Source organism: Paenibacillus sp. FSL M7-1455 (assembly GCF_038004655.1).
GTDB lineage: Bacteria > Bacillota > Bacilli > Paenibacillales > Paenibacillaceae > Paenibacillus_AQ > Paenibacillus_AQ cookii.
This window is the reverse complement of sequence record NZ_JBBORO010000001.1, coordinates 2,794,820-2,818,555: the sequence shown is the minus strand read 5'-3', so window position 1 is coordinate 2,818,555 and position 23,736 is coordinate 2,794,820. Positions and strand designations below refer to the sequence as shown.

Below are 23,736 nucleotides of genomic sequence, written 5' to 3'. Positions count from 1 at the left end.
TGTGAGGCTGTTTACCAGAAAATGCGCATATATTTGAAACATTAACGCTTATGTACGACGATTATCCTATATTTGTATTTTTGTTTCCCAAAAAATTTCAATGCCAAATATTAGGCTAAGCATACATAAATATTGTAAAATAGATAGAAGAAAAACCTCCACGATGGGGAATTGCCAGCAAGCGAACCGGCTTTTCGGCAGACTTGCCGATCGGATGTTTCCGATAGCCGATGAATATATGGAATTGTAAGACGGGATTCAAAATTGAAACACGGGCTTTCGGGAAGGGGATAACCATGTCCACAATGATTCGGCTCCTCACGACGACGGACTTCAGCGATATCAGTGAGGATTTACAGGAAGAGATCTATTACGAGTATTACGATTTTGCATACGGCATGATATATTACATTGTCAAGGATCACGCTGCTACCGAAGACATCATTCAGGAAGCCTTTATTAAAGTGGTCAAAAACAAGCCCGTATTCGAAAACGAAGCCAAACTTCGAGCCTGGCTCAAGGTCGTGACCAAAAATACGACGATAAATTATTTGCGAAAAAATAAAAATTACCGTAACCAAGTGGATGTTGAAGGTGTTTTTATGTATAAAGAAGACGTTCCCCAGTCGCCCATGTCGGTCGAAAACACCGTTGAAACCAAATTGATCGAAGAATCGATCATGGAATACCTTCAACAATTGAAGCCCGAATACAGAGTGTTGATCGAATACAGGTGGAAACAGGGACTGAGTTACAAAGAAATTTCAAGTATGCTGGAGCTGAGTGAAGATGTCGTCAAGCAACGTCTATTCAGGGCTCGGGAAAATATTAAGAAAATGCTGTTTAAAGAGTGGGGGATTAAGGATGAAAAGCGAAAAATTTGAAGAGTGGTTTGATGTTGCCTTTGACCGCGCAGTGTCTTCATCTTCCTTAACGTCCGACGAAAGCAAGCGAGCATCCTGGAAGAAGGTTCAAGCGCAACTCGATCAGGTCAAACGCAAGCGCAAACAGAGACGGCGTTTGCAGCTTAGCGGCTTCGTAGCCGCATCGTTTATCGCGGGCGCCGTGTTTTTCAGCCCTTCGGGCGTCACCAAAGCTCTGTCTCCGATCGTTCAATCCGTCGTGGATTTGGGCAACGGCATGATCGGAATCGTGATCAAAAACGGCGATGTGCCGCCAAGCCTCGTGACGCCAAAAACCGAAAAACCGGATACGTACGTCGAACAAAACAGCGACGGGGACAACTTCTCCCGTTTGGAATGGTCCGAAGTCCGGGAAAGCGTCGGTCCACCCCTTAATTTGGACGAACTCAAATCCAAATTATCGTTTTCGCTGCCGGAATTAAACCAAATACCTTCGAAATATCATTTTGAAAACTATACGTTATCCAATCCTTCCGTAGAGGGAAAAGGATACGATAAGGTTTCGTTAAAGTACACCGATTCGGAGCAGCACGCGTTATGGATCCATCTGATGAATCTAAAAACGTACCAATCGACGATTTCCACCGTTCCGAAGGAAACGGAGAAAATCGCGCTCGGCGGTCAGGAAGTATTTTATAGTCCGGGCGTGTACAACCAGCTCTTAGGCATCCACCAGACGCTGATCATTCAGATTAGCAGCGACTTGCCTAAAGAAAAATTGGTTACCGTTTATAAATCGTTCATGCAAATCCCTTAAACCGAAAACCGAATACGAGACCGCCTTTCGTAAAATAGGGCTCAGGCCATATTATGGTAAAGTACATCGCGCTCGCCGCGCTCATTTTGGCTGCAGGCTGCGCATCGAACAACAACGTCTCGACGAAGCAGGCCACCCCGCAACCGGCCAAAATAACAACCCATTCCCATTCCCAATCCCGTTCGACGAACCCCGCTTCGATCAAAACCCAAGCATCGTCGACGTCAACGGACCGGATCGGGAAACTGTCTGCAAAAGGAACGCAGGACGGGATTACTTCCGAACTGCTGGACTTGATTCAAGCTCCGGCAGGCACCCCGGCTAACCAAGCCCCCGGAGGTACGCCCGCAAATCGGGGGCCTGCAGGCGCACCGGTCAATCAGGGACCGACTAACGCACCAACGAACAAGCCGCCTGCCGGCACACCGGCGGATCAGGAGCCGATCGACGGCACGAACGGACAAGCCGGAAGAAGCGCTGCCGGAAACGGAACGGCCGGAACCGGCGCACAAACGCCTGCAAGCGGCAAGGATTCCGCCCAGTTCGCGCAGCAGGTGCTCGATTTGGTGAACAAAGAGAGATCCAAAGCAGGGCTCGGCTCCTTGAGCATGGACGATGAGCTTTCCAAAATGGCCATGGCCAAAGCGCAGGACATGTACAATAACAACTATTTCGATCATAACTCCCCGACGCACGGTTCCCCGTTCGACATGATGAAGGAATACGGGATTACCTATCAATCGGCCGGGGAAAACATCGCCAAGGGACAAACCACTCCCACGCAAGTGATGAATGACTGGATGAACAGCCCGGGGCATAAAGCCAATATTCTCAACAAAAGCTTCACGAAAATCGGCATCGCTTTTTACAATAACGAGTGGGTGCAGGAATTTACCGGTTAAATTTTCGCTTGCAAATCGCGGCAAAAGCAAAGGATATAAGCCTCCCCCTGGACGGCCAGGCGAGGACTTATATCCTTTTTTTGGGTGACCGCGTTAGAGACGCTTTATGCAGCGGCTATGGTCGGATCAGTTCAGTTCAATTATAAGTCCAGCTTGTGGCCCCGCTCCATTCGGGAAATCTGCTTTTCCCCGGTATCGGCCATTTCCCGGAATTGATTGATCGTTTCGCGCATTTTAGGCAGAGCCTCCTGCTTATACGTGCTGATCGAATCCAAGGCGGACAACACGTCCGTAAACGCCTGCTTTAACGTGTCAACCGAAATGCTGGCCTCCAGCGCTTGCTTTTGAATCGCCGCTCCTTGGTTTTTAAGCATTCGGGACGTGCTTGCGATCAGCTCGTTGGTCGTTTGGTTCAAAAGCTCGATCTTTTTCAGCACGATTTTCTGGTTATATAACGCTGCGGCAACGGTGACGGAGATTTTGAGCGCCGAAATCGTGACCGTTTTCGCCCGATCTACCCCGCGGATCAATTCTTTGTTGTTTCGGATGACGACTTCGATCGCCATGATCCCCTGCTGGTTCACGACCAGCATCTGCTGCAGGTCCATGATCCGCTGGCGGAGCGGGAACAGCACCTCTTCGGTAATGAAACGGATTTTATCCGGGTCTTCATTGCGCGCTTTGGCCGCTTCAATCTGGGCTTCGATGGAAGCATCCATCATTTCGCCGAGCTGAATTTCCTTTTGCAGCTTTTTCGTTAAATCCCGCAGGCTCTGCTGCTCGATTTCGAGCGTCGTATTGTCGTTTTTGAGGGTCTGTTTTCCTTTATCGAGCGAAACCACGATATCGCCGATGACGCTGTCCGCTTTTTCGAATTTCAAGAAATAGGCGCGGAGCGGGTTGAACAGCTTGCCGAGAAAACCCGTTTTTGCAAAATCGATCGCGCTCGGGTCCAAATCCTTCAGCTGCGTGTGGAGTTCGGCCAAGCCTTTGGCGACTTGCCCTCCTTCGTCTCCCGTCTGGGAAAGTTTCCCCACCGAAACTTGCAGCATCGTATTTTTGTCCGAAGACATTCTCATCGTATTCAAACCGAACGTATCGATCGATTGCAAAATCTCCTTCCGCTTCTCGAGCGAATCCAGATCCAGGTCCATAATCGCCGCGACGTTGGAATCGGCCAATTCCTTCAGCTTGGCGACTTCCTCCGGAACGGGTTTGACCTCTTCCTCAATGACGGCTTTGATTTCTTCCGGGCTTGCGACTTCCATCGAAAATGACATCGTAATCCTCCTTTAAATGACGTTACATTTGAACGTTGAACAGGTTTCCGATTTTGTAGACGACATCGTCGGTGTCCGCATTGATGCTTGCCGCCTCGTTGATGCTCGAGATGCTTTGGAGCGCTTTGATGTTGGCGTTGTATCCGATCGTGTAGATCGGGATTTTATAGGCTTCGATCAATCCCTTAACGTCTTTCAGCGTATGGCCTTCATTCGTTTCCCCGTCGCTCAGGACAAAAATGAGCGGTTTGCTCGACGGATTTTCCGCCAAATAATCCTGCAGCATTTTGATCGCGACGACGATTCCGTCAAAGGTTGCCGTGCCGCCGTTCGCCTGCAGGCCTTGGACCGCGCCGACGAACATCGACTGCTGATTCGTATTGTATTTGCCGATCGGCAAATTGATGGTGACGTCGCTGGAATAGGACACGAGGCCGATGCTGTTGTCTTTCCCCAAATATTTCTGACCCTTCAAAAGCGATTCTTTCAAACGGTTCAAAGGTTCGCCCGCCATGCTGCCGGAAACGTCGGTGACGAACACGGCCGCAATCGGCTTGTTGCCGTTTTTCTTTTCCTTCCACAGCTTTTGGGCTGCGATCAGGACGTCGCCGCTGACCACGGGAAGCTCGGATTTGTAATCTTCGAGGCCGTTGAAGCCTTTTTTCTCCGCTTCTTTTTGATATTTTTCCTGCGTGACGAATTCGGCGAACTTCTTAATGATATTCAGTTTGTTTTGAGGCACGTCGCCAATGGCGTACAACGGGCTGTCATGTCTTACGCCGAACGGGGTGAATACGTATCCGCCTTTCAGGTCGGAGGCATTCACAAACGTCTGGTTTTCCAAAACGAAGCCGTCCAGCATGCCCGATTTGGCCGCGTCGCGCATTTGGATCGTCGTCGAGGCGGTAAACGGCACGTTGGCCTGGAAGCTCTCGAAGCCTTGGACCGCCTTTTCTCCCAAAAGATTTTTGTTGTCGAACGTATAAAGCGCGGTAAGCAGGAAGTTCAACCCCGTCGAACTGGCGAACGGATCGGTATATCCCATCGAAAACTCGTTGTTTGCGATCGCTTCGGTGACGGTCTTGACGTTGACGGCTCCGTATTTTTCAACCAGGGCGTCATGTTTGGCTCTCGATAAAACGATGCCCGGGACGTTGCCGACAAGCCGTTTGGAGACGAGCTGCGTCTTGATGCCGCTGGCTTTGACCATTTCTCCCCATAGCTCGTTGGAAGGGGTGAACGCGTCCGGAACGTATTTTTTGGACCTGATGTAATCGACGGCCGTGCCCGACGCGATGTTGCGAATTTTGACGGAGGCCGGTTTCCCGTTCACCATGACTTTGGCTTTGTTGAATTCGGTAGCCGCTTCGGTCAACCAGCCGTCTACGCCCGTGCCCGATTTTTCGATCGAAGAGAAAATTTCGACGAAGTTGTCCCCCGTCGTGTTTTTAACGGTGATCGGAAACTTGGAGATGTCCGGAAGCGAATCCCCGATATCGATCGGGTTCAGGTCGATTTGCCCTTTGACCGGCGTATCGGTTTTTACCGCGACATTGGAGTAAAGCTTGTTTAAGCGCTTGGCCGCATCTTCGGCCGAAACCTGCAGTTTGGTTTTGCCGAGATTGGAAGTCATGTTGACCCCGACGTAAACCAGCACAAAAACGATGACCAGGATGATACCGGAAATAAGAAAAAACTTGCCTCTTCTTGCCATTCATTGCACCTCTCACTGTTTATATAATTTGGTCTGCTTGATTAACGAGTCGATTTCCTGCATGCACGGCATGTTGTCGATGTCGCCGGGTTCAAAACTGTCCAGGCGGGAGATTTCGATGATGAGCTTATCGAGCTTCAGCAAAATTTCCTCGTTCGTGCTCAAAGAGCTTTTCATGAAAGACAGGTACTCGTTGTACACCTTCGTTTTTTCCTCGAGAATTTCGCGCGAGAACTTGGACTGCCGCTGGTTCATGACGCTCAGGTATTCCGACTCGTCAAACACGCTGAGCCTGTTTAAAATGCTTTTGACGTTAAGGTAGAACAGCTTTTCGACCTCGTAGGCGACGGACGAAAACTTTTTGTGGCTCAATTCCCCTTCGTCAAACCGCTGGTTGATGATATTCATCAGCGTGGCTCTTTTTTTCAGGATGCGGTCCAATTGCTCGAGGGCCAGCGTAACGAATTCCTGAAGCGATTTGACGTTGCGGTAGCGATTGAGCGCCTCCACATAGTCTTCATGCGTGCTGATCTCTTTGACGGGAATGACGGCCGGAGGCTTGAACAGCAGCATATAACATCCATAAAATAGGATGATGGCGCTTGCAACCAGCAACGTAATCCCGCATGCCGTCGAAAGAGCGCTTCCCCCGATCGAAATGCCCAAAAATCCGGGAGAGAGCACGAGAATGTTCAGGACCACGAGCCCTGCGACAAGCCCGAAAAATTTTATGTACTTCATTCGATCCAACGTCTACCTCCTTTTGCTACCTCGCCAAACGCGGGAAAACACATTCAGGCTATCCCATGTGATCTTGCGTTGTTAAAGGCAATATATTTTAAGTTGCTTGTTCCGTTTGGCGGAAGGTTTTCGTGATTGCGAACCATTCTCTTCCATTTTGTTTATGTACCCTTGACGCCGATCCTGCATTGCGTCTTACCTCATCTTTCCATATACCTACGTTGCAGTTCCGAATAGGTTCCATTCCGCAAACGATGACCACGATCGGCAAAAGATTCCGCTTGGTCCAAATACCCTTGCCTTTTGAAAATTGTACCATATGTCACAGGGGTCTGGAACGATTAAAATTTTTTGTTCCGCCCGGGGTGCCCTTTCGCAAAAAAGAGACCCGCCCCAAAAGCAGGAGCAGGTCTCAAGGATGAAAAACATGTTGGGCAGAAGCCGATGAAATGCATCGATGTTGTAGTGCGGTCAAAAGGATCAGGATATGACGAACTGGACGATTACCGGAGTTCCGGGACCCAGGGCATCCCCTCCGGGAATGGTAATCGCTGTCGTCGTTACGGTTGAAGCATCGGCCGTTTGCATGACCCCGTTCACGTAGAGGCTGCAATAGCCTCATTCTTCATCTGCGCTTGATAAAGCTCCTGGTATCTTCCGCCTGCCGCCAGCAGGGAGCGATGTGTCCCGTTTTCCACGATTTCGCCGTTTTCCATGACCAGAATCAGGTCCGCATGCTGCACGGTGGACAAGCGGTGGGCAATGACCAGCGTCGTTTTGCCGATCATCAGCTTCGAAAGCGCATCCTGGACCAATCTTTCGGATTCGTTGTCCAGTGCGGCTGTCGCTTCATCGAGAAGCAGGATCGGCGCATCCCGCAAGATCGCCCTGGCGATCGCAATCCGCTGCTTTTGTCCGCCGGAGAGCCGCGAGCCCCGTTCCCCGATCTCCGTAGCGAATCCTTCCGGCAGCTTCATGATGAAATCGTAGGCGTTGGCCTGTTTGGCGGCTGCGATGATTTGCTCCTCGCTCGCATCCGGGTTTCCATCCAAAATATTGTCCCGGATCGTCCCCGTGAACAGAATGGATTCCTGCGGCACGAGCGAAAAATAATCCCTGTATTCCCGGGGTCCGATGTCCCCGAGCGCTTTCCCGTCGATTCTAATGCTGCCCGATCCGGGAGGATATAACCCAAGCAGCAGTTTGAACAAGGTAGACTTGCCTCCTCCGCTGCCGCCGACGACGGCCACCGTCTGTCCCGCGCACACCCGAAATCCGATATGGCGCAGCGCCGGTACCTCTTCCGCCCCCTCCTTGTACGAAAATCCGACAGAGGACACAACAAGCTCGCTGAATGCCGTTTTTGCCCGGCTCGCCGCCGGCAGCTCGGCGTACTCTTTGGGGGCGTCGATCACCTGGAAAATCCTCTCCGCCCCTGCCAATGCTTGCTGCATGCTGGACCATAAAGCCGGCAAAAGAGCAAACGGATTCACCAGATAGTTCATGAGCTGGATAAAAGCAAGCATCGCGCCGACTTCCAGGCTGCCTTTGGCGACGAAATACCCGGCTAGCAGGATGGCCGTCATGAAGGTTACAAGCGCAATCCCCTGCGACATGGCCGCGGCAGCCCCTTGGGTTTTGCCCTGGCTTTGCTCGATTTCCGCGATTTCCGTGCTGAATTGCCGGTACTGCTTGGATATCTTTTTTTCCAGGCCGAAAATTTTGTACAAAACGCCAGATCCCAGCACATCCTGCAAATACGACGTTCCTCGTCCCATCGTCTCCTGCAGGCGGACCCCTTTCCTGCGCATCGATTCCCCGAACATTTTACCCGTCAAGATCATCGCCGGTCCGACGCAAATCGTGATCAACGCAAGCGGCCAATGAATGTTGAGCAGGTAGATAAAGGCGCATGTGGCAAGCAGCGGATTTCGGATCAACCCCATGATCACGTTCCCGGCCGCCTCGCCCACCGCTTGGTTGTCGCTCGTGAACCTCGCGAGCAAATCGCCGGTATGAATCCGGTCGCTAAAGGCCTGATGCAGCCGCAAGGCATGGTCCATCGTGTCCAGACGGATGTCGTTCCTGACTTTTACTGAAGCTTTTTGTTTCAAATATGTATCGAAAAATGAAATCAAGCTGCAGCCAAGCATGATGGCGATCCCAATGGCGACAAGTAACGGCCAACGGTCAACGTCGAACTTCACCGCCGCGTTTGTTATTTGGGACAAAAACCATGCCACGGACAGATCCAAGGTGATTCCAGCCAGCATGGTCGCGATTAACCCGGCATAGAGAAGCTTATACTTCTTCATATATTTTATGAGCCGGAAAAATACATCCTTTTTCATCATGCCATCCCTCTCTGACGATTTAAGTCATTGCTTTCCGTGGAAGCGTTTTCTATTTATCCAATCCTCCCTCCATATCCTTCTTTTTCCACAAGGCATGATTATAATCCATAACGGGAAATGAGGGAATATGTGTTTCTTGTATCCGGATCGAACCCTGCCTGGCGGGGATCCGGGACTTTTTCATCAAAAATGACACAGCCTTTAAAAGAGGTTGAAAACATCGATTAACCTGCATACAAAAAATACCGAAAACGGATCCGTCGTCCGTTCCCGGCATTTTCGTTATCGGTATGGTTATTTGTTGATGCCGCCTGCTTTCATTTTGCGATTGTTCATTAGGAAGGACGAATGATGGCTCCCACCTGCTTCAATATGTCCGACATCGAATCGGGATCATGCACGTCGTATTCGTCGATGTTCAAGCGAAGCACCGGGCAAGCCTGAAATTCACGGATCCAATCCGAATATCTTTGGTGCATACGTTCCCAATAGGATACGTCGGTCTGAATCTCCATCTCGCGTCCCCGCTCCTTAATCCGGGCCAGGATGGACGGCAAGCTGCCTTCAAGGTAAATGAGGACATCGGGATGCGGGAAATACGGCGTCATCACCATCGCCTCAAATAGGCTGGTGTATGTTTCGTAGTCGATTTTCGACATCGTTCCTTGGTCGGCGTGCATTTTGGCAAAAATGCCGGTATCTTCATAAATGGAGCGGTCCTGGACGAACCCTCCTCCTATTTCGAACATTCTTTTTTGTTCCTTAAAACGCTCGGCCAAAAAATAGATCTGCAAATGGAAGCTCCATCGTTCGAAATCGTGATAGAACTTTTCCAAATAAGGGTTATGATCGACCTTTTCCATGGAGGTTTTAAAGCCGAGCTGCGCCGCCAACGCTTTCGTAAGCGTGGATTTGCCCACGCCGACCGTACCCGCGACCGTGATGATCGCGTTTTCCGGGATTTGGTATGGATTCATGACAAGTTCTCCTTTAACTGAGAGGCAATTTCCTCGAATTGGTTTTTGTTTTGGACGAAGTCGACCCGGTTGGCGTCGATGGTCATGATGATCGTTGAAGGTTCGCGGTCTGCAAGCGACGACATCGCCGCTTCGTAATCCTCGATCAACTGCTGGAGATATCCCGGATCCATGTCCTGCTCGAACGGCCGCCCCCTCTTGGCGATCCGGTGCAGCAGGGTTTCCAAACTTGCTTTGATGTAGATCATGATGTTGGGTTTAGGCAAATCATCCGTCAGAATATGATAGATTTGCTCGTATTTGTCCCGTTCCGCGCCGGTTAACGTTCGCTGGCTGAAGATCAGGTTCTTAAAAATATGGTAGTCCGAAACCACAGGTTTTCCCGACATGACGTACTCTTGGACCGTTTCTTTCAACTGCTTGTACCGGTTGCACAGAAAGAACATTTCGAGCTGAAAGCTCCAATCGTCCATATTTTGATAAAATTTATCGATAAACGGGTTTTCTTCGACGATTTCCTTCACGACCGGAAGCGCGAAATGCTCTCCAAGCATCGCAGCCAACGTCGTTTTGCCCGCCCCGATCGGTCCCTCAACGGCAATAAAAGGCGTGTTTTTTTCCATGTAGCCGACTCCTTCTCCCATGCATGTGAAACTTCTCTATTAAAATTGGACCAACTCATTGTATCACAGACCGGCCTGTTTTCTCATCGAAACTTTGGCTTGGAAAATGTGACAACATGATGCGCGATGTGCGCCGCGAATCCAGGGTGAATGTTCTCAAATAAAAAAAACTTCGAGTACTTGCGACAAAATTTGCGGAATGCATCCAGGGGTGTTTTTTTGCGGTCAAAAATGTAACATTTTATCATGATGCACGTCTAATATTTGGAATCTTCCGATCCAAGCTCCCTACCGATCTCATTTTTTCGCGGCAATCTGCATCATTTTTTGGTTACATCTTGAAAGGAGAATTTCAAACATGAAAAAAACGATTACACTTTTGTCGCTGGCAATCGGCCTAACGGTTTCGGCCCAGGCGTCCGCAGCGGCAGCAAATACGAATACCGCTTCGACCATCGCATCGTACGGAACGGATTCCCTTGTCAAAACGGACGGGACGTTCTGGATCTGGGGCCCTCAGCAGCCCGTGCCGACCCAAGTCCCGGAACTCAGCGGCGTAACGTCCATGCTCGGCAACAAAATGGTCGAGAAACAAGACCACACGGTATGGCTCTGGGAGACCAAAGTGCTGAGCAAAGCGGTGACCGTCAAACCTGTCAGCGGGATCAGCAACGTTGCGAAAATCGAGGGTTATGGGCCCATGCTCGCCATCGATGCGGACGGGAACGTTTTCAGCTCGGTAAAAACGGATGAGGGCTGGGATCTGACGCATTTCGAACCCGTTAAAGGCATCGACCATGTGACGGACGTCGAAAGCTTTTACCGCAGCAACGACAAAACCGGCGAAGGACGCCGCGTTTTCTTGAAATCTGACGGGACGGTCTGGACGAACTCGGATTCCGCCCAAACCTTCACCCCCGTCAAAAATCTCGATAACGTCGTTCAACTCGAAGACACGATCGCGCTGAAAAAAGACGGCACCGTATGGACCTGGCCGAAAACCTTAAAAGGCACCGGCCCTCTTCCCGGCACGCTGAGCGCGACGAAAATCCAGTCTTTAAGCCATATCAAAAGCATCTGGCAGAACCAGAAATCCTCGCTGGCCATCGACAACCAATCCCGGCTTTGGTTCTGGGGTGCAACCGTAACCGGATATTCGGACGGCCCGGTATATACCGACCATGCCAAACCGGTCCTGTTAACCGGCGTAAAAAACGTGAAAGAGGCGTATATCGTAGAAAATTCGATTGTGGCCTTCACGGGCGACGGCAAAGTGTACGAGACTTCGATCCAGCGGAATCAAGTACCGTCCAACGTCTCCTTTAAGCTGCTCGCCTCGAACGTGGTTTCGGTCAAAAACGGCGACCGCCACATCATCATGCAGAAAAAAGACGGCACCCTTTGGGGATGGGGCGTCAATAAAGCGGCGGAACTCGGCCATGGCGATTATGAGTTCATGCATAACACGCCCGTACCCGTGCAAAAACCGATCTCCGTTTCCTTGAACGGGGAAAACGTGCCATTGGGCAGCGGCGTCATCACGCGCAATGAGCAAAATTTCGTGCCGCTTCGTTCCGTGTTCGAAAAAATGGGCGCCGAAGTCTCCTACGACGAAAAAAGCAAGACGGCTAAGGTTACGCGCAATGAAGCCGGAAAACCTGCCATTTCAATCGCGGTAAACGTCAAAACGGGCAGCATCACGCTGAACAACAACCCGATCCGGTTCGATAACAAACCGTTTACCGTGGACGGAACGGTATACCTTCCGCTTCGTCTGATCAGCGAAAAGCTGGGCGCCACCGTCAACTGGCTGCCGAACGAGGAACGGATCGCCATCCGTATGAACTAGTTCGGTTCGGTAAAAAAACAAGGAGGGTCGTATATGAACCGCGCAAAGCCCGTAACGTCGCTTCGCCGGCCGGCCGTTCTGGCCATCGCTGCAATAATAATGGCATCGGGTGCCGGTACAAGCCTGGCGGCAGACGAAAATCATCGCGGCGTTAGCGTGCCTGCTCATGCCGCTGCACATGTTTCTTCAGGTCCGGTAGCTTCTTCTCCCGCCAAAACGGCAGCAGAAACCGCCTTTACGCAGGTATTGGCAGGTACCTATTATTCCGTCGGATTGCGTGCGGACGGATCGGTGTGGACATGGGGCCGCAATTTATACGGCGAATTGGGGCTGCCCGGCACAAGCGCGGTCGGAAGCGTCAATTCGCCGGTCCGGCTGGTCGGTCTCACCGGAATCCGCTCGATCGCGACGAGCGGTTCCGGGTATCAGCTTGCCGTCAAAGATGACGGAACCGTCTGGGAATGGGGATCCCATCTAAGAAATTCGACCGAGACGCTGCCGCCGCGGCAGTTCCCCTTGCTAACGCGCGTTGCCCAGGTCGCGACGCAGCATGCCGTCAACTTTGCCCTTAAGCAGGACGGATCGCTTTGGGCTTGGACGAAGGATGTTGATACCGGGAAAATAGGTCAGCCCTTCGAGATTAAGCACACCGGCAAATACGTCAGTTTGAGCGTTGCGGGAGATACCGCATATACACTCGACGATGCCGGGTCGTTATGGGTGATTCGGGCGGAACGGCAAGATCATCGATTGAACGTACTCCCGCCGGTTCGCGTTTCAGGCCTCCCTGCCCTAAAGCAGGTCACAGGGGATTTCTCCTCCGGTATGTACGGGATCGATCGATCAGGCACAGCCTGGAAATGGTCGTTAACGCCTTCTGCCGCGTCGTATAAACTTTCCGGGAAACCAATAAAGCTCTATCCCGGCCTCAAGTTTAAACAGGCGGCCAGCAGCGGCTTAACGATGCTCCTCACCGAACAAGGCGAGGTTTGGACTTACGGCAAAGGACCTGACGGCAAGGAAGGCAAAGTGAATGGCTTGAAAGGGATCGTTGCCCTCTCCCCCGGATCGAGGCATGCTTTGGCTATCGATGCTCAGGGCCAGGTCTGGGGCTGGGGAGCCAATCAATGGAACGAGGTCGGGGGCCGCAGAAATTCGCAGGACGGCATGGAATATGCGCCGAAGCGGCTGCAAATCCCGATCACCGTTAAGGTCAACGGAAGCCTGCTCTCTTCCTCCTTCCCCGCTACGATGTCCGGCAACTTGATTAACGTGCCCTTAAAGGATACGGCAAAGGCCCTGGGGGCCGAATTGAAGACCCCGACGACGGCGGACGGAGGCATGTATACGCTCAAATATAAGGATACCTCGGTTGACTTCCGCCCTGGTTATAACGAAGTGGACATCAATGGCAAAAAAGTGCTGTTGCCCAGCCCGATCACCGCAGAGAACGGAGCGACGATGATTCCCGCCTCCTTATTGAAGCAGATGGGATTCACCGTCACTTGGGACTCAAAGCGCTCCGAGCTGACCATCACAGGCGCGTAATCGATTCGTCAAATCCAAGAAACGTCCTTATACGTATTTAGCTGCAAACACGGGGATCATCCGGCTATTGGATGATCCCCGTGTTTATGATGGAAACCTGGACGTCCGTATGAAATTGCACCTCTTGATATTCCTTGCTCCAGTCCTTTTGTTTCCAAAGGCTATTATGGTATGCGATAAGCTCCCTGCCGACGCCGAATATATCGCAATTAGCCTTTTGCAAGCTGCGCACGACGTCCCGCGCTTGCCTCGTCAAAATATCGGACAACTCTTGATTGACCCGAACGAGCGATTCCTCGGTCAAGGGATGACTTCCCGTATATTCTTCGATCAGCCCCTTGAGCTTGATGTTCAGCTGAACGTGAACCTCCCCGTTTTTTCCAACCATCACCTTGAATGTTCGTTTGACCTTTTTTTTGCCGACGTTGAAACTGATGTTTCCGCGAAGCGGTCCGTCATCGATCTTTTTGGTCAAACGCGCATTATCTCCGGAACGTCCCTTGAGAAGGACCAGCATAATCGAATCCTCGATATTCAGCTCCCCGGTGAAATATTGATCATGAAACAATGCGACGCCTTTGGCAACGATCTCTTTCCCTTCCAACCCGATGTACGGCAGCGCAAAGTCCTGGCCCGGATCCTTCAAAGCCTTGAAGACCGTATCCATCGTTTCGGGCGGATAAAAAAGGCTCATTTTCTCCAGGCTTTCGATCTTTTGGATCAGGAATTCCCCGATTTTCAGTTCCCCGACCTCTTTTTGGCCGATGATTTCCGACGCTTCCCCGTCTGTGATGATCAGTCTTACGTTCGAGCTCGGATTGTCGGGATCCCGGAAGTTCACATCCATCGGAGGTTTCAAGCCGTTTAGCGCCAAGTCTTTGCCGATGACTTGAACGCCGTTTTTGAGCACCCGCATGTTCCCTCTTACCCGGGCCCGAAGCTCGTTGCTCGAGCCGCGGGTCGTTGGTCCTACTGCGCTGTGGATTTCGTTTTTCGTGCCGGATTGCTCCGATTCGGGCGGAATAATGAGCTCAACCGTTTCTTTTATCTTCTTGTCTTTCGTCAGATCAAAGCCGACGCTGTATGCAAGATTCAAATCTTTCAAATACTCCCGGTCCCAGCATCCCGCCAACATTGCCGTCGACAGGACCGCTCCAAGCACGGCGACTGAACGTTTCATGCAGATCGTTCCACCTTCTTTTTGAACAATTTCGATCCGAAGACCATGGCAAACGGAAGAATGAATATAAACAGATACGCCGCATATTCCGCGGAAACGTCCAACCGGCGTGTGGCTAACGGCGTTGCTGGAAGCAGCGTAATGAAAAATATCACGGCGTTAACGTAGGGCGTAAACACTCCATGGCTTTTTCGCTCGAACAATTGCGCAAGCCCCACGGAAGCGGCATACGCATAACTCGTGATCGAGCAGACGAGGGTAATCGACCAGATGGGAAGGAACAAGACGTCCGCCCGGTCGACGATGTAAAAATTCAGCGATTTGACCAGATAAAGAACGGGCTCGGGAATCAAGCGAAGCTGCTCGGAGCTGAACACCATGAGACAGGTGCAGACCACGAAAACATAAAACAACGTGACGAACAAATTCGACATGCTTATGATCATCAGCTTCTTTTTGTCCGAAGCATCGATAAACGGAAATATGACCAGAATCACCTCGAATCCGTACATGGAGATCGTCGTGTCCTTCGTCGCCTTCAAAATGTTCCAAATGCCCGCTTCCATCAGCGGAAACATATATTCCAGGCGGGCTTGGGTCAATCCATAACTTACGAAGATGATCAGCGGGATAAACAAGGCGGACGACAAGGTATAAAAACGGGCCATCACCGTCAGCTTCTCCTTCGCCAAGTAATACGTCATGATCGAAAACAACCCAAGCAATATCCATGTCGGCGTTGCATTCATCATCCATCTCTGCAGCACGCCGACCGCGCTGAGCATAATATTGGCGCCGAGCAGCACGAAATATCCGATGTATCCTGCAATGAGCAGTTTGCCGAATACGCGGCCCCCGAGGCGCAGGCAGATTTGGAACAAATTAAGGCCCGGAAATTTGCGCAGCAGCAACCAGAACATCAGGATGATAAGCTGCGTGATGGCTCCCGTAATGAGAACGGTAATGCCCGCCCCGCCTCTGGCGGTCTCGTTGAGTTTATAGGGAATGGAAAGAACCCCGACTCCGATTTGGGCCTGTATGATAAACAGGAACAGCTGCCTGGCCGATATCTTTTTTTCGGTCTGAGCCATATCGTCCCCCCTTTCCTGCTTCTTTTCCTAAAATTCAATTGTCGTTCCCTTGCGCCTTTTTGCGGATGTTCCAGACCGGAAACCTCGAGAATGTATCCTTCAACCCCTGAAATTTGAGAGGAGCGATCGGATAAAAATACGGCTTGCCGAATGATTCGAGCTTGCACAGGTGAACAAACAACAACGTCAATCCAAAAGCGATGCCGATATATCCGAACAAGGCGGCCGCGATCATGAGCGGGAATCTTAGAATCCTTAGCGACGAGCTCATTTCGTTGGACGGGATAAGGAAGGAAGAGATGGCCGTCAATGCGACGACGATCGTCATCGTATACGAAACCAATCCGGCCTTGACGATCGCGTCTCCGATCACCAAACCTCCAACGATACCGATCGTTTGGCCGACGCGGCTTGGAAGCCGCAGTCCGGCCTCCCTTAAAAGCTCGAATATAAGCTCGAGAATCATCGCTTCAACGATCGGCGGATAAGGAACGCGCGTCAGCGAACCTTGCACCGTAAAAAACAATTGGATCGGCAAAACGTTGGAATGGAAAGATACCGTCGCAATGTAGATCGCCGGCAGCTGGAACGCGGTAATAAAGCTGATGAGGCGGATGAACCGGATAAAAGACGCGATCATCCACCGGTTGTTGTAGTCGTCGGGCGTTTGATAGAAAGTAAAAAAGCAAGCGGGCACGATCAAAGCCGTCGGATCGCCCTCCAAAATCAAGGCGATATGTCCGTCGACAAGATACGCGCTCGTATGATCGGGCCGCTCCGTATTCACATGCTGCGGGAAGATCGAAAACGGATTGTCCTCCATCAATTCCTGAATGAACCCCGTAGACATCACCGTGTCGAGCGAAATCTCCGATAATCGTCGTTCCACTTTTTGGACCAGCTCGTTATCGCATAGGTTTTGAACGTACAGCATGGCAACCTTTCTCGGCACGGTGTTGCCGACGGTGTGGTACCGTACCGTGAGGTCGGGAGTGCCGATATGCTGACGGACCAGATGCAGATTGACGGTTAAATTTTCGATAAAGCCGTTATGCGGGCCGCGAACGATCGCTTCGTTTTCCGGTTCGGTAATGCTCCGCTCGTATTTGGCCGGCGTCGTAAGCGCATAAAATTCATCGTCCCCGTCCAAAACATACAGGCAGCTGCCCTGCATCAAGCCCTGAATGCCTTTTTCAAGGTCGTTGCTCCGTTCCATCCTTAGGGTCGTAAACAGTTCCGAGAGGCTTTTTCCTTCCGCAAAACTCATGGGCGCAAGAATATTGCGTTCGATCAATGCCGGATCGACGAGGGATTCAAGGTAAATCAGCGCTCCCTGCGTATCTTTGTACGGATGATGTTTTATTTTGAGGTCATGGGTATCAAACAGCGCCTTTTGAATATACTTCGTATTTTGCTCCAAACTGAAAAAGGCATGTTGGGATGACTCGTTCATGAATGATCGCCTGGCTTTCCGATTATGATGAGTTACTTGGTAATTTCTCCATTCATGAGCAAAATATTCCCTTCTGCAGCCCATTTCGGGCGCACAAAAAAAGCCGCAGCGATTGCGGCCTTTTTCTAAATTCATGCGTTTGACGCGTCCAGCTCGGCGAAGCTGCCTTCGCGCTTCATGTATACGCCTTTTTTATACACCGATTTAATGACGAAATTCGAACCGAGTTTTTTGTTCGTCCGGTAAATAAGCGAATTCACTTCATCGATGCCGACCAGCTCGGCGTTTTCGACGCAGCGTTCCGGCCACACCTGCTTCATGATTTCCTCTTTGGTGACGAAATGGTTCAAGCGGCTGTGCAGCAGCTTAAACAACAGATACTCTTTTTTCGATAAGGTCACCTGCTCGGTGCCGATCTGAATGCTCTGCAAATGGTCATACAGCTGCACTTCGCGCTCCAGCAATTCGGAAACCGAATACTCCCGCGTTTCTTCCAGATCCCCGTCGAATTCCACCTGCAGCCTTACAAGCCCGTTCACAAGCGTCAGCCGGTCTCCGGGGGAAACAGGATATCTCCTGTGCGGAATCAAACGCTGTCCGTTCAGCTCGGTGCCGTTTTTGCTGCCCAGATCTTCGATGAACACTTCCTGGTGAACGCGGTGCAAGCAGCAATGGCGTTTCGATACCAATTGATTATAGATCGCCAGGACATCCCGGTTCATATGCGTGTGTCTGCCGATCGTGACGCTTCTCCCTTGCTCGAGATACAGGAACGAACCATGTCCTTTTTGCCCGGCTGTATCCAGAATGATTTTTACGATATCCGGCATGTTCAATCTCCCACTTTCTAACCGCGGTTAGGCGCACCGAAGGGCGGCCCTAACCAAAAATGATAATTTCATCAGATTTGCTCCATTGTTTGCCACACGGGCTCATTTTATAGTAAGAACAACACCTATCGATCACGAACAACATCACATGATTTAATACTATCAGTCCTGTCATCATTTTTCAAAGCGAGGTTTAACGACGTGAAACGAACTCAAACGATCATGTACGGCGTGATGTCATTTTTGGCTGCGAGCGTGCTTGCTCTTTACGTATACTTTTTTCAGCAATTGGAGGAGAAACCGGATGGTGCGGCGGAAACCTTATTTCTTCAGCAAAACGCCGGGAACGTGCCTGGTAACGATGCCGGCGGGCAGGCAGGCCTGTCGGCGGGAACCGCGATCCAAAACGGCAAGTCGATCTGGGAGAGGATCGAGGATGCCGTCCTGGAGCGCATTCATTCGGAATAACGAAGCTTAATGATTCACCTGCTTGTCGTTTTTTGATATAATCAATGTCGACTTAAGCGGTTTATATTTTAATGCAGGAAAAGAGGTTTTCACCGTGTCCAAAATCATCAAGACATTAACGATTGCCGGCAGCGATTCCAGCGGGGGCGCAGGCATTCAAGCCGACCTCAAAACGTTTGAGGAGTACGGAACATACGGCTTTAGCGCATTAACCACCATCGTGACGATGGATCCGGACAATGGCTGGCACCATAATGTATATCCGGTTGACGCCGCGCTTGTCGCGGAGCAGCTGAAAACGGTGTTTGCCGGCGGCCCGGTCGACGCCATGAAAACAGGAATGCTCGGCAGCGTGGAAATCGTCCGCGTCGCCGAACAAGCGATCAAGGAACACCGCCAAACCAACGTCGTCATCGATCCGGTCATGGTTTGCAAAGGCGAAGACGAAGTGCTGAACCCGGAAAGCGCCGAGGCCATTCGCGATTTGCTCCTTCCGCTGGCAACCGTTGTCACCCCTAACCTGTTCGAAGCGGGCGTGCTCTCCGGCCTTGGAAAGCTAACATCGATCGAAGAGATGAAAGAGGCGGCCCGCCGGATTCACGAGCTTGGCGCCAAAAACGTCGTCGTCAAAGGCGGCAAAGCGCTCGATGGCGAAAAAGCGATCGACGTTTTCTATGACGGAGCAGAATTTGCCGTGCTCGAATCGGACAAGATCGAACCTGCATTCAACCACGGTGCGGGCTGCACGTTCGCCGCGGCCATCACCGGTGGATTGGCCAATGGCTTGCCTGTAAGCGAGGCCGTGGCCAAAGCGAAGGATTTCGTATCCGCGGCCATCCGAAGCGGCTACCAGTTCAACCAATATGTTGGCCCGGTATTCCACGGCGGCTACCGTTTGGCGAAATAACTTGCCTTAGAGGCATGAAGAAACCTCCTTCCAACGAAGGAGGTTTCTTTTATGCTTGCCAGGCATTACCCATGAACTGCCTGTTTGCCGGGCAGCACGCGTCTGTAACGCTCGGATAAAAACGCAAGGTATTTTTTCAACCCCAACCAGCTCGCAAAGGCGATGCCTCCAACGATTCCTCCAACCACAAGCGCGTAAATCATGCTGTATTCGGTCGCGATTTCCATTCCGGGTCCGATGCTCATATTGATCCAAGCCGCTCCGAAGGTACGAAGGATGCCTGCGATCACGATGAGAACCGCGCAAAATCCGAAGCCGTAAGCAACGGTGGCCAACACCGGAACGATCATGACGCTGAGCAAACCTGCCGTGCAGTAAAATCCGATCACCGCGAACACGTCTTTAAGCGACTTCATGCCCTTCAACCCGTTCAAGCGCACGCTGCGATATGCCTTTGCCAGTTTGCGCGGGTCGCCAAGGCGCGATAAGATGACCGCCTCCGGAACGCCGTTAGCGATGCCTTCCGCAATATGGCTTTCGATCTCCATGACGGCGTCCATCCTTTCGTCTTCCGGCAGCTTCTCCAAGTAACGGTTCAACTTCTCCAAATATTCCTTTCCATACCGGCTAATCAATGTTCTCTCCTCCAAATCGTTGTATTTGTTCGACCGCGCCGCTGATTTTATTCCATTCCGCAGCCATCATATGCATCAGTTGGTGCCCGGAATCGGTTAGGTTATAGTATTTCCGCGGCGGACCGGACTCGGATTCTTTCCAAAACGATTCGATGTAATGATCCTTCAGCAGCCTGCGCAGCAGGGGATATAAGGTCCCTTCCGTTACGGCAAGCGGCTCCCATTGGTCTAACAGAGTGACCAGTTCATAACCGTATCTGGGCTTATGGCCGATCAGCTGCAAGATGCAGTATTCCAATATTCCCCTGCGAACCTGCGATGTCCATTCCGACATTTCCATACATCCGTTCGCTCCTTTCGGTATTATAATATCACCTAGTACTGTGCATTGCAAGGTACTTGGTCAAAATCAGTTCCTGCCTATCATTATTTGTTCCTCACAGTCCTATGCTGGCGAAAGATAAAATACGCATGAAAAAAAGCTCAGCATCCGCTGAGCTTCGTGTTCGAAAAGCCGCTTTCCTATTTCCACCATTCATCGAACGGCGTCACCGGGAGCTGCCGTTTATGTTCCGTATTTTTGTAGCGTTTTTCGATTTTTTCGCGATTTTCGGGATCGACCTGCTGCCCGGTGAGATATTCGTCGATGACCGTATATTTCATGCCCAGCTCCGTTTCATCCGCCTGCTGCGGTTTATTGTCGAGCAAATCGGCCGTCGGCACCTTCAAATACAGCCGCTCGTCGGCGCGGAGCTCTTTCAGCAGCTCGCGGCCTTGTTCCTTGGTCAGCCCCGTCAGCGGCGTCACGTCCGCTCCTCCGTCCCCGAATTTGGTGAAAAATCCGGTCAACGCCTCTGCCGCATGATCGGTTCCCACCACGAGGCACTGGCGTTCTCCGGCAATCGCGTATTGGGCGATCATGCGCATTCTGGCCTTCACGTTGCCTTTATGATAGTCCGACAAACCGCTTCCCGTCGCATCGGCGTAGGTCAGGGCCAGGGCATTCACCGAACTTTCGATGTTAAAGACGATGGACTCATCCGGATTGATAAACGCCAGCGCCGCCTGCGCGTCGTCCTCATCCTTTTGGGTGCCGAAAGGAAGCCGGACCGCGCAAAACGAAGCTTCGTACCCCTCCGCGCGCAGCTCTTCGGCGGCCAACTGGCAAAGACGCCCGGCCAGCGTGGAATCCTGTCCGCCGCTGATGCCCAGAACGAAACCTTTCGCTCCGGCTTTTTTGCAATATGCTTTGAGAAAATCCACCCGTCTGCGGACCTCCTCCTTCGCATCGATCGTCGGTTTTACGTTCAGCTCTTTCATGATCTGCTCTTGTGTGTTCATCGTTTTTGCATTCTCCCTTTTATGGATTATGGATTTTCAGAGGCTTACGTGTACAATTTATGGGCTTTGATGTAGCTGTAGCATTTTTCGGGCACCAAATACCGGGGTTCTCCCCCCATTTTCAATTCGTCCCGGATATAACTCGAGCTGATCTCCATGGCCAGCCCTTTATCGATGAGATGAAACGTTTGCCCGTCGTCGCTATTGCGCAGAATCGGCGATTTGCTGATGGCCGTTAGCATGTTGATGCCGTCTCTCGCCATGACGATAAATTTGTTTTCCTGTATCAGCTCTTCGGACTTCTTCCATTTGCCTTCCCCGATATCCAGCAGCAGGTCCGCGCCCATAATAAAATAAATTTCGTCCTCCGGAAACTTGGCCTTAAAATGCTTCAAGGTCAAATACGTCGCGATTTCCCAGCCGGCCTGCTTCATTTCGTAATCGTCCGCAATGAATTTGTCATTGCCTTCGATCGCCATCAGGACCATGTTCCAGCGGTGTTCATCGCTGATATGAAGCTGCTTGTCGGTTCTTTTGCTCGAACAGGGAAGAAAAATCACGCGATCCAGCTTGCAGCGCTGCGCCACCGTGCTTGCCGTCCACAAGTGCACGTTCGTGATGGGGTCAAAGGACGAGCCGTAAATTCCGATTTTAGCCATAGGTCCTCCTTAAGCTTGAACCCTCCGGTTCACTTTTTGCTGAACTTCCTCGATCCGTTTCATTTTGTTGTCCCAGCATTCCTGGCTCAAGTTGACCGGATATTCCGCCGGGTTGAGCAGGCGTTTGTATTCATCCCACAGCACGTTCAAGTTTTCCTTCACAAAGGCTTGGATCTCGCGCAGGTCGGGCAGCCGATAAACCAATTTGCCGTTTTCGACGATCGTATGGTGAAGCTCCTTCGCTTCGAAATTCGTCACGAACTTCGCAATGTACGTATGGACCGGATGGAACATTTTCAGGCGATCCTGCTGCTGCGGTTCTTCGTGCTCCAGCGCAATGTAATCCCCTTCCGATTTGCCGCTTGCTTTATTGATGATGCGGAATACCCGCTTGCGGCCGGGCGTCGATATTTTTTCCGGATTCGAGCTGATTTTGATCGTGTCGACCATGTCCCCGTTATCGTCCTCGATGGCGATCAGCTTATACACGGCACCCAATGCCGGTTGATCGTATGCCGTGATCAGCTTCGTGCCGATTCCCCATACATCGATTTTGGCCCCTTGAGCCTTCAAGTTCAAAATGGTGTGCTCGTCAAGATCGTTCGACGCGTATATTTTCGTGTCCGTAAATCCCGCCTCGTCCAGCATTCGGCGCGCTTCCTTCGACAAATACGCCAGGTCGCCGCTGTCCAAACGGATTCCTTTAAATTTTATCCGATCGCCGAATTCCTTCGCAACCTCGATCGCCGTCGGGACCCCGGAGCGCAGCGTATCGTACGTGTCCACCAGAAACACGCAGTCGGTATGGCACTCGGCATATTTGCGGAAGGCGGTGTACTCGTCGCGGTAGGCCTGGACCATCGCATGGGCATGCGTGCCCGCCGTCGGGATGTCGAACAGCTTTCCTGCCCGGACATTCGACGTCGCGTCGAAGCCGGCAAGAAAGGCAGCCCTTGTGCCCCAAATCGCCGCATCCAGCTCCTGCGCCCGGCGGGTGCCGAATTCCATCGTCGTTTCGTCCCCCACGACCTGCTTGATCCGGGAGGCTTTGGTGGCAATCAACGTTTGAAAATTGACGATGTTCAGCACCGCGGTTTCGATCAGCTGGGCTTCCGCCAGCGGAGCTTCGATTCGCAGCATCGGTTCGTTGGCAAACACGAGCTCCCCTTCCCTCATCGAGCGGACCGTTCCCGTGAAGCGGAGCGTTCGCAAATAATCGAGGTATTCGTCCGGATAACCGTCTTCCTTCAAAAATGCCAAGTCGCTGTCCGAAAAGCGGAAATCCTGGAGATAACGGACAAGGCGCTCCAACCCGGCAAACACCGCATAGCCGTTTTGAAACGGAATTTTCCGGAAATACACCTCGAATACCGCCTTGCGGTCGTGAATTCCGTCCTGCCAATACACCTGGGTCATGTTGATTTGGTATTTGTCCGTATGCAGCGCCAGGCTGTCATCCGGGTAAAGCGCTTCGGGCGTTCCAACCGTTTGATCTGTCATGGCC

The 23,736-nt window shown here is 51.5% G+C and carries 23 protein-coding genes and 1 pseudogene; 7 read left to right on the top strand and 17 right to left on the bottom strand.

The genetic code is table 11. The features are described from left to right. Window positions 1-115 precede the first annotated feature (115 nt). Complete coding sequence (locus tag NYE48_RS12960; RefSeq protein WP_340998975.1) at window positions 116-304, bottom strand: hypothetical protein; 189 nt, start codon at window positions 302-304, stop codon at window positions 116-118. On the opposite strand from NYE48_RS12960, the gene NYE48_RS12955 reads away from it, so the two are divergent. The 3 genes from NYE48_RS12955 to NYE48_RS12945 are packed head-to-tail and all read left to right on the top strand — an operon-like array spanning window position 297 to window position 2,582. Next, the gene (locus NYE48_RS12955) at window positions 297-884 is read left to right on the top strand and encodes an RNA polymerase sigma factor (RefSeq protein WP_339324993.1); all 588 of its coding nucleotides are present in this window, start codon (window positions 297-299) and stop codon (window positions 882-884) included. The genes NYE48_RS12960 and NYE48_RS12955 overlap by 8 nt on opposite strands. After that, window positions 865-1,680 carry a hypothetical protein gene (locus NYE48_RS12950; RefSeq protein WP_340998974.1) on the top strand — a complete coding sequence of 272 codons (816 nt, stop codon included), beginning with the start codon at window positions 865-867 and terminating at the stop codon, window positions 1,678-1,680. Before NYE48_RS12955 ends, NYE48_RS12950 begins: the two co-directional genes overlap by 20 nt. A gap of 53 nt (window positions 1,681-1,733) precedes the next feature. Further along, window positions 1,734-2,582: a CAP domain-containing protein gene (locus NYE48_RS12945; protein WP_340998973.1), complete on the top strand. Its 849-nt coding sequence runs from the start codon at window positions 1,734-1,736 to the stop codon at window positions 2,580-2,582. Between the two features lie 140 nt (window positions 2,583-2,722). On the opposite strand, the gene NYE48_RS12940 is transcribed toward NYE48_RS12945, so the two are convergent. From NYE48_RS12940 to NYE48_RS12910, 7 genes and pseudogenes are all read right to left on the bottom strand, one after another. Then, on the bottom strand, window positions 2,723-3,862 hold the full coding sequence (locus tag NYE48_RS12940; protein WP_339324996.1) for a toxic anion resistance protein: 1,140 nt from the start codon (window positions 3,860-3,862) through the stop codon (window positions 2,723-2,725). A gap of 22 nt (window positions 3,863-3,884) precedes the next feature. After that, a complete protein-coding gene (locus NYE48_RS12935; protein WP_212951064.1) occupies window positions 3,885-5,576 on the bottom strand; it encodes a vWA domain-containing protein in 1,692 nt (563 codons plus the stop codon). Window positions 5,577-5,588: 12 nt separating this feature from the next. Further along, window positions 5,589-6,317 carry a hypothetical protein gene (locus NYE48_RS12930; RefSeq protein WP_341000650.1) on the bottom strand — a complete coding sequence of 243 codons (729 nt, stop codon included), beginning with the start codon at window positions 6,315-6,317 and terminating at the stop codon, window positions 5,589-5,591. A gap of 480 nt (window positions 6,318-6,797) precedes the next feature. Next, window positions 6,798-6,932: pseudogene (locus NYE48_RS12925) on the bottom strand (DUF4183 domain-containing protein); the annotation flags it as partial. Continuing rightward, the gene (locus NYE48_RS12920) at window positions 6,914-8,632 is read right to left on the bottom strand and encodes an ABC transporter ATP-binding protein (protein ID WP_341000649.1); all 1,719 of its coding nucleotides are present in this window, start codon (window positions 8,630-8,632) and stop codon (window positions 6,914-6,916) included. The gene NYE48_RS12920 and the pseudogene NYE48_RS12925, both read right to left, overlap by 19 nt. 374 nt (window positions 8,633-9,006) lie before the next feature. After that, window positions 9,007-9,648 carry a deoxynucleoside kinase gene (locus NYE48_RS12915; RefSeq protein ID WP_340998972.1) on the bottom strand — a complete coding sequence of 214 codons (642 nt, stop codon included), beginning with the start codon at window positions 9,646-9,648 and terminating at the stop codon, window positions 9,007-9,009. Then, window positions 9,645-10,271 carry a deoxynucleoside kinase gene (locus NYE48_RS12910; RefSeq protein ID WP_036712077.1) on the bottom strand — a complete coding sequence of 209 codons (627 nt, stop codon included), beginning with the start codon at window positions 10,269-10,271 and terminating at the stop codon, window positions 9,645-9,647. Before NYE48_RS12910 ends, NYE48_RS12915 begins: the two co-directional genes overlap by 4 nt. A gap of 358 nt (window positions 10,272-10,629) precedes the next feature. On the opposite strand from NYE48_RS12910, the gene NYE48_RS12905 reads away from it, so the two are divergent. Both NYE48_RS12905 and NYE48_RS12900 read left to right on the top strand, forming a co-directional pair. Next, window positions 10,630-12,120 (top strand): stalk domain-containing protein, encoded by a 1,491-nt coding sequence (locus tag NYE48_RS12905; RefSeq protein WP_212951061.1) that lies wholly within the window; start codon window positions 10,630-10,632, stop codon window positions 12,118-12,120. Window positions 12,121-12,153: 33 nt separating this feature from the next. Beyond that, window positions 12,154-13,668, top strand: a complete 1,515-nt coding sequence (locus NYE48_RS12900) for a stalk domain-containing protein (RefSeq protein WP_212951059.1) — start codon at window positions 12,154-12,156, stop codon at window positions 13,666-13,668. A gap of 64 nt (window positions 13,669-13,732) precedes the next feature. On the opposite strand, the gene NYE48_RS12895 is transcribed toward NYE48_RS12900, so the two are convergent. From NYE48_RS12895 to NYE48_RS12880, 4 genes are all read right to left on the bottom strand, one after another. After that, on the bottom strand, window positions 13,733-14,848 hold the full coding sequence (locus NYE48_RS12895) for a Ger(x)C family spore germination protein (RefSeq protein WP_212951058.1): 1,116 nt from the start codon (window positions 14,846-14,848) through the stop codon (window positions 13,733-13,735). Then, window positions 14,845-15,939, bottom strand: coding sequence for a GerAB/ArcD/ProY family transporter (locus tag NYE48_RS12890; protein ID WP_036712074.1), 1,095 nt, complete (start codon window positions 15,937-15,939; stop codon window positions 14,845-14,847). Before NYE48_RS12890 ends, NYE48_RS12895 begins: the two co-directional genes overlap by 4 nt. 34 nt (window positions 15,940-15,973) lie before the next feature. Continuing rightward, window positions 15,974-17,392, bottom strand: a complete 1,419-nt coding sequence (locus NYE48_RS12885; RefSeq protein ID WP_212951056.1) for a spore germination protein — start codon at window positions 17,390-17,392, stop codon at window positions 15,974-15,976. 131 nt (window positions 17,393-17,523) lie between these two features. Next, entirely contained in the window at window positions 17,524-18,222 is a 699-nt protein-coding gene (locus NYE48_RS12880; protein WP_340998971.1) for an FHA domain-containing protein, read from the bottom strand. A 201-nt stretch (window positions 18,223-18,423) separates the two neighbouring features. Here NYE48_RS12880 and NYE48_RS12875 point away from each other — a divergent pair, with 201 nt between their 5' ends. Both NYE48_RS12875 and pdxK read left to right on the top strand, forming a co-directional pair. After that, the gene (locus NYE48_RS12875) at window positions 18,424-18,690 is read left to right on the top strand and encodes a hypothetical protein (RefSeq protein WP_036712069.1); all 267 of its coding nucleotides are present in this window, start codon (window positions 18,424-18,426) and stop codon (window positions 18,688-18,690) included. 94 nt (window positions 18,691-18,784) lie between these two features. Next, the gene (gene pdxK, locus NYE48_RS12870) at window positions 18,785-19,597 is read left to right on the top strand and encodes a pyridoxine/pyridoxal/pyridoxamine kinase (protein ID WP_036712067.1); all 813 of its coding nucleotides are present in this window, start codon (window positions 18,785-18,787) and stop codon (window positions 19,595-19,597) included. 65 nt (window positions 19,598-19,662) lie between these two features. Here pdxK and NYE48_RS12865 read toward each other — a convergent pair whose 3' ends face one another. The 5 genes from NYE48_RS12865 to NYE48_RS12845 form a co-directional block, all read right to left on the bottom strand. Next, on the bottom strand, window positions 19,663-20,232 hold the full coding sequence (locus NYE48_RS12865) for a DUF1700 domain-containing protein (RefSeq protein WP_340998970.1): 570 nt from the start codon (window positions 20,230-20,232) through the stop codon (window positions 19,663-19,665). Beyond that, window positions 20,225-20,572, bottom strand: coding sequence for a PadR family transcriptional regulator (locus NYE48_RS12860; protein WP_340998969.1), 348 nt, complete (start codon window positions 20,570-20,572; stop codon window positions 20,225-20,227). The genes NYE48_RS12865 and NYE48_RS12860 overlap by 8 nt, the downstream gene beginning before the upstream one ends. A 182-nt stretch (window positions 20,573-20,754) precedes the next feature. Then, on the bottom strand, window positions 20,755-21,573 hold the full coding sequence (gene nadE / locus NYE48_RS12855) for an ammonia-dependent NAD(+) synthetase (RefSeq protein ID WP_036712061.1): 819 nt from the start codon (window positions 21,571-21,573) through the stop codon (window positions 20,755-20,757). Between the two features lie 44 nt (window positions 21,574-21,617). Then, the gene (gene nadD / locus NYE48_RS12850; protein ID WP_036712059.1) at window positions 21,618-22,232 is read right to left on the bottom strand and encodes a nicotinate (nicotinamide) nucleotide adenylyltransferase; all 615 of its coding nucleotides are present in this window, start codon (window positions 22,230-22,232) and stop codon (window positions 21,618-21,620) included. Window positions 22,233-22,241: 9 nt separating this feature from the next. Then, window positions 22,242-23,732 (bottom strand): nicotinate phosphoribosyltransferase, encoded by a 1,491-nt coding sequence (locus NYE48_RS12845; RefSeq protein ID WP_212951054.1) that lies wholly within the window; start codon window positions 23,730-23,732, stop codon window positions 22,242-22,244. Window positions 23,733-23,736: the final 4 nt, after the last annotated feature.

Excerpts from the sequence above, each read along its gene's own strand:
- NYE48_RS12885 (WP_212951056.1), bottom strand. The coding sequence starts at position 17,392 with ATGAACGAGTCATCCCAACATGCCTTTTTCAGTTTGGAGCAAAATACG.
- NYE48_RS12930 (WP_341000650.1), bottom strand. The coding sequence starts at position 6,317 with ATGAAGTACATAAAATTTTTCGGGCTTGTCGCAGGGCTCGTGGTCCTG.
- NYE48_RS12915 (WP_340998972.1), bottom strand. The coding sequence starts at position 9,648 with ATGAATCCATACCAAATCCCGGAAAACGCGATCATCACGGTCGCGGGT.
- NYE48_RS12860 (WP_340998969.1), bottom strand. The coding sequence starts at position 20,572 with ATGGAAATGTCGGAATGGACATCGCAGGTTCGCAGGGGAATATTGGAA.
- NYE48_RS12910 (WP_036712077.1), bottom strand. The coding sequence starts at position 10,271 with ATGGAAAAAAACACGCCTTTTATTGCCGTTGAGGGACCGATCGGGGCG.
- NYE48_RS12900 (WP_212951059.1), top strand. The coding sequence starts at position 12,154 with ATGAACCGCGCAAAGCCCGTAACGTCGCTTCGCCGGCCGGCCGTTCTG.
- NYE48_RS12905 (WP_212951061.1), top strand. The coding sequence starts at position 10,630 with ATGAAAAAAACGATTACACTTTTGTCGCTGGCAATCGGCCTAACGGTT.
- NYE48_RS12935 (WP_212951064.1), bottom strand. The coding sequence starts at position 5,576 with ATGGCAAGAAGAGGCAAGTTTTTTCTTATTTCCGGTATCATCCTGGTC.
- NYE48_RS12895 (WP_212951058.1), bottom strand. The coding sequence starts at position 14,848 with ATGAAACGTTCAGTCGCCGTGCTTGGAGCGGTCCTGTCGACGGCAATG.
- NYE48_RS12940 (WP_339324996.1), bottom strand. The coding sequence starts at position 3,862 with ATGTCATTTTCGATGGAAGTCGCAAGCCCGGAAGAAATCAAAGCCGTC.
- NYE48_RS12845 (WP_212951054.1), bottom strand. The coding sequence starts at position 23,732 with ATGACAGATCAAACGGTTGGAACGCCCGAAGCGCTTTACCCGGATGAC.
- nadD (WP_036712059.1), bottom strand. The coding sequence starts at position 22,232 with ATGGCTAAAATCGGAATTTACGGCTCGTCCTTTGACCCCATCACGAAC.
- NYE48_RS12890 (WP_036712074.1), bottom strand. The coding sequence starts at position 15,939 with ATGGCTCAGACCGAAAAAAAGATATCGGCCAGGCAGCTGTTCCTGTTT.
- nadE (WP_036712061.1), bottom strand. The coding sequence starts at position 21,573 with ATGAACACACAAGAGCAGATCATGAAAGAGCTGAACGTAAAACCGACG.
- NYE48_RS12920 (WP_341000649.1), bottom strand. The coding sequence starts at position 8,632 with ATGAAGAAGTATAAGCTTCTCTATGCCGGGTTAATCGCGACCATGCTG.
- NYE48_RS12880 (WP_340998971.1), bottom strand. The coding sequence starts at position 18,222 with ATGCCGGATATCGTAAAAATCATTCTGGATACAGCCGGGCAAAAAGGA.
- NYE48_RS12950 (WP_340998974.1), top strand. The coding sequence starts at position 865 with ATGAAAAGCGAAAAATTTGAAGAGTGGTTTGATGTTGCCTTTGACCGC.
- NYE48_RS12945 (WP_340998973.1), top strand. The coding sequence starts at position 1,734 with ATGGTAAAGTACATCGCGCTCGCCGCGCTCATTTTGGCTGCAGGCTGC.
- NYE48_RS12955 (WP_339324993.1), top strand. The coding sequence starts at position 297 with ATGTCCACAATGATTCGGCTCCTCACGACGACGGACTTCAGCGATATC.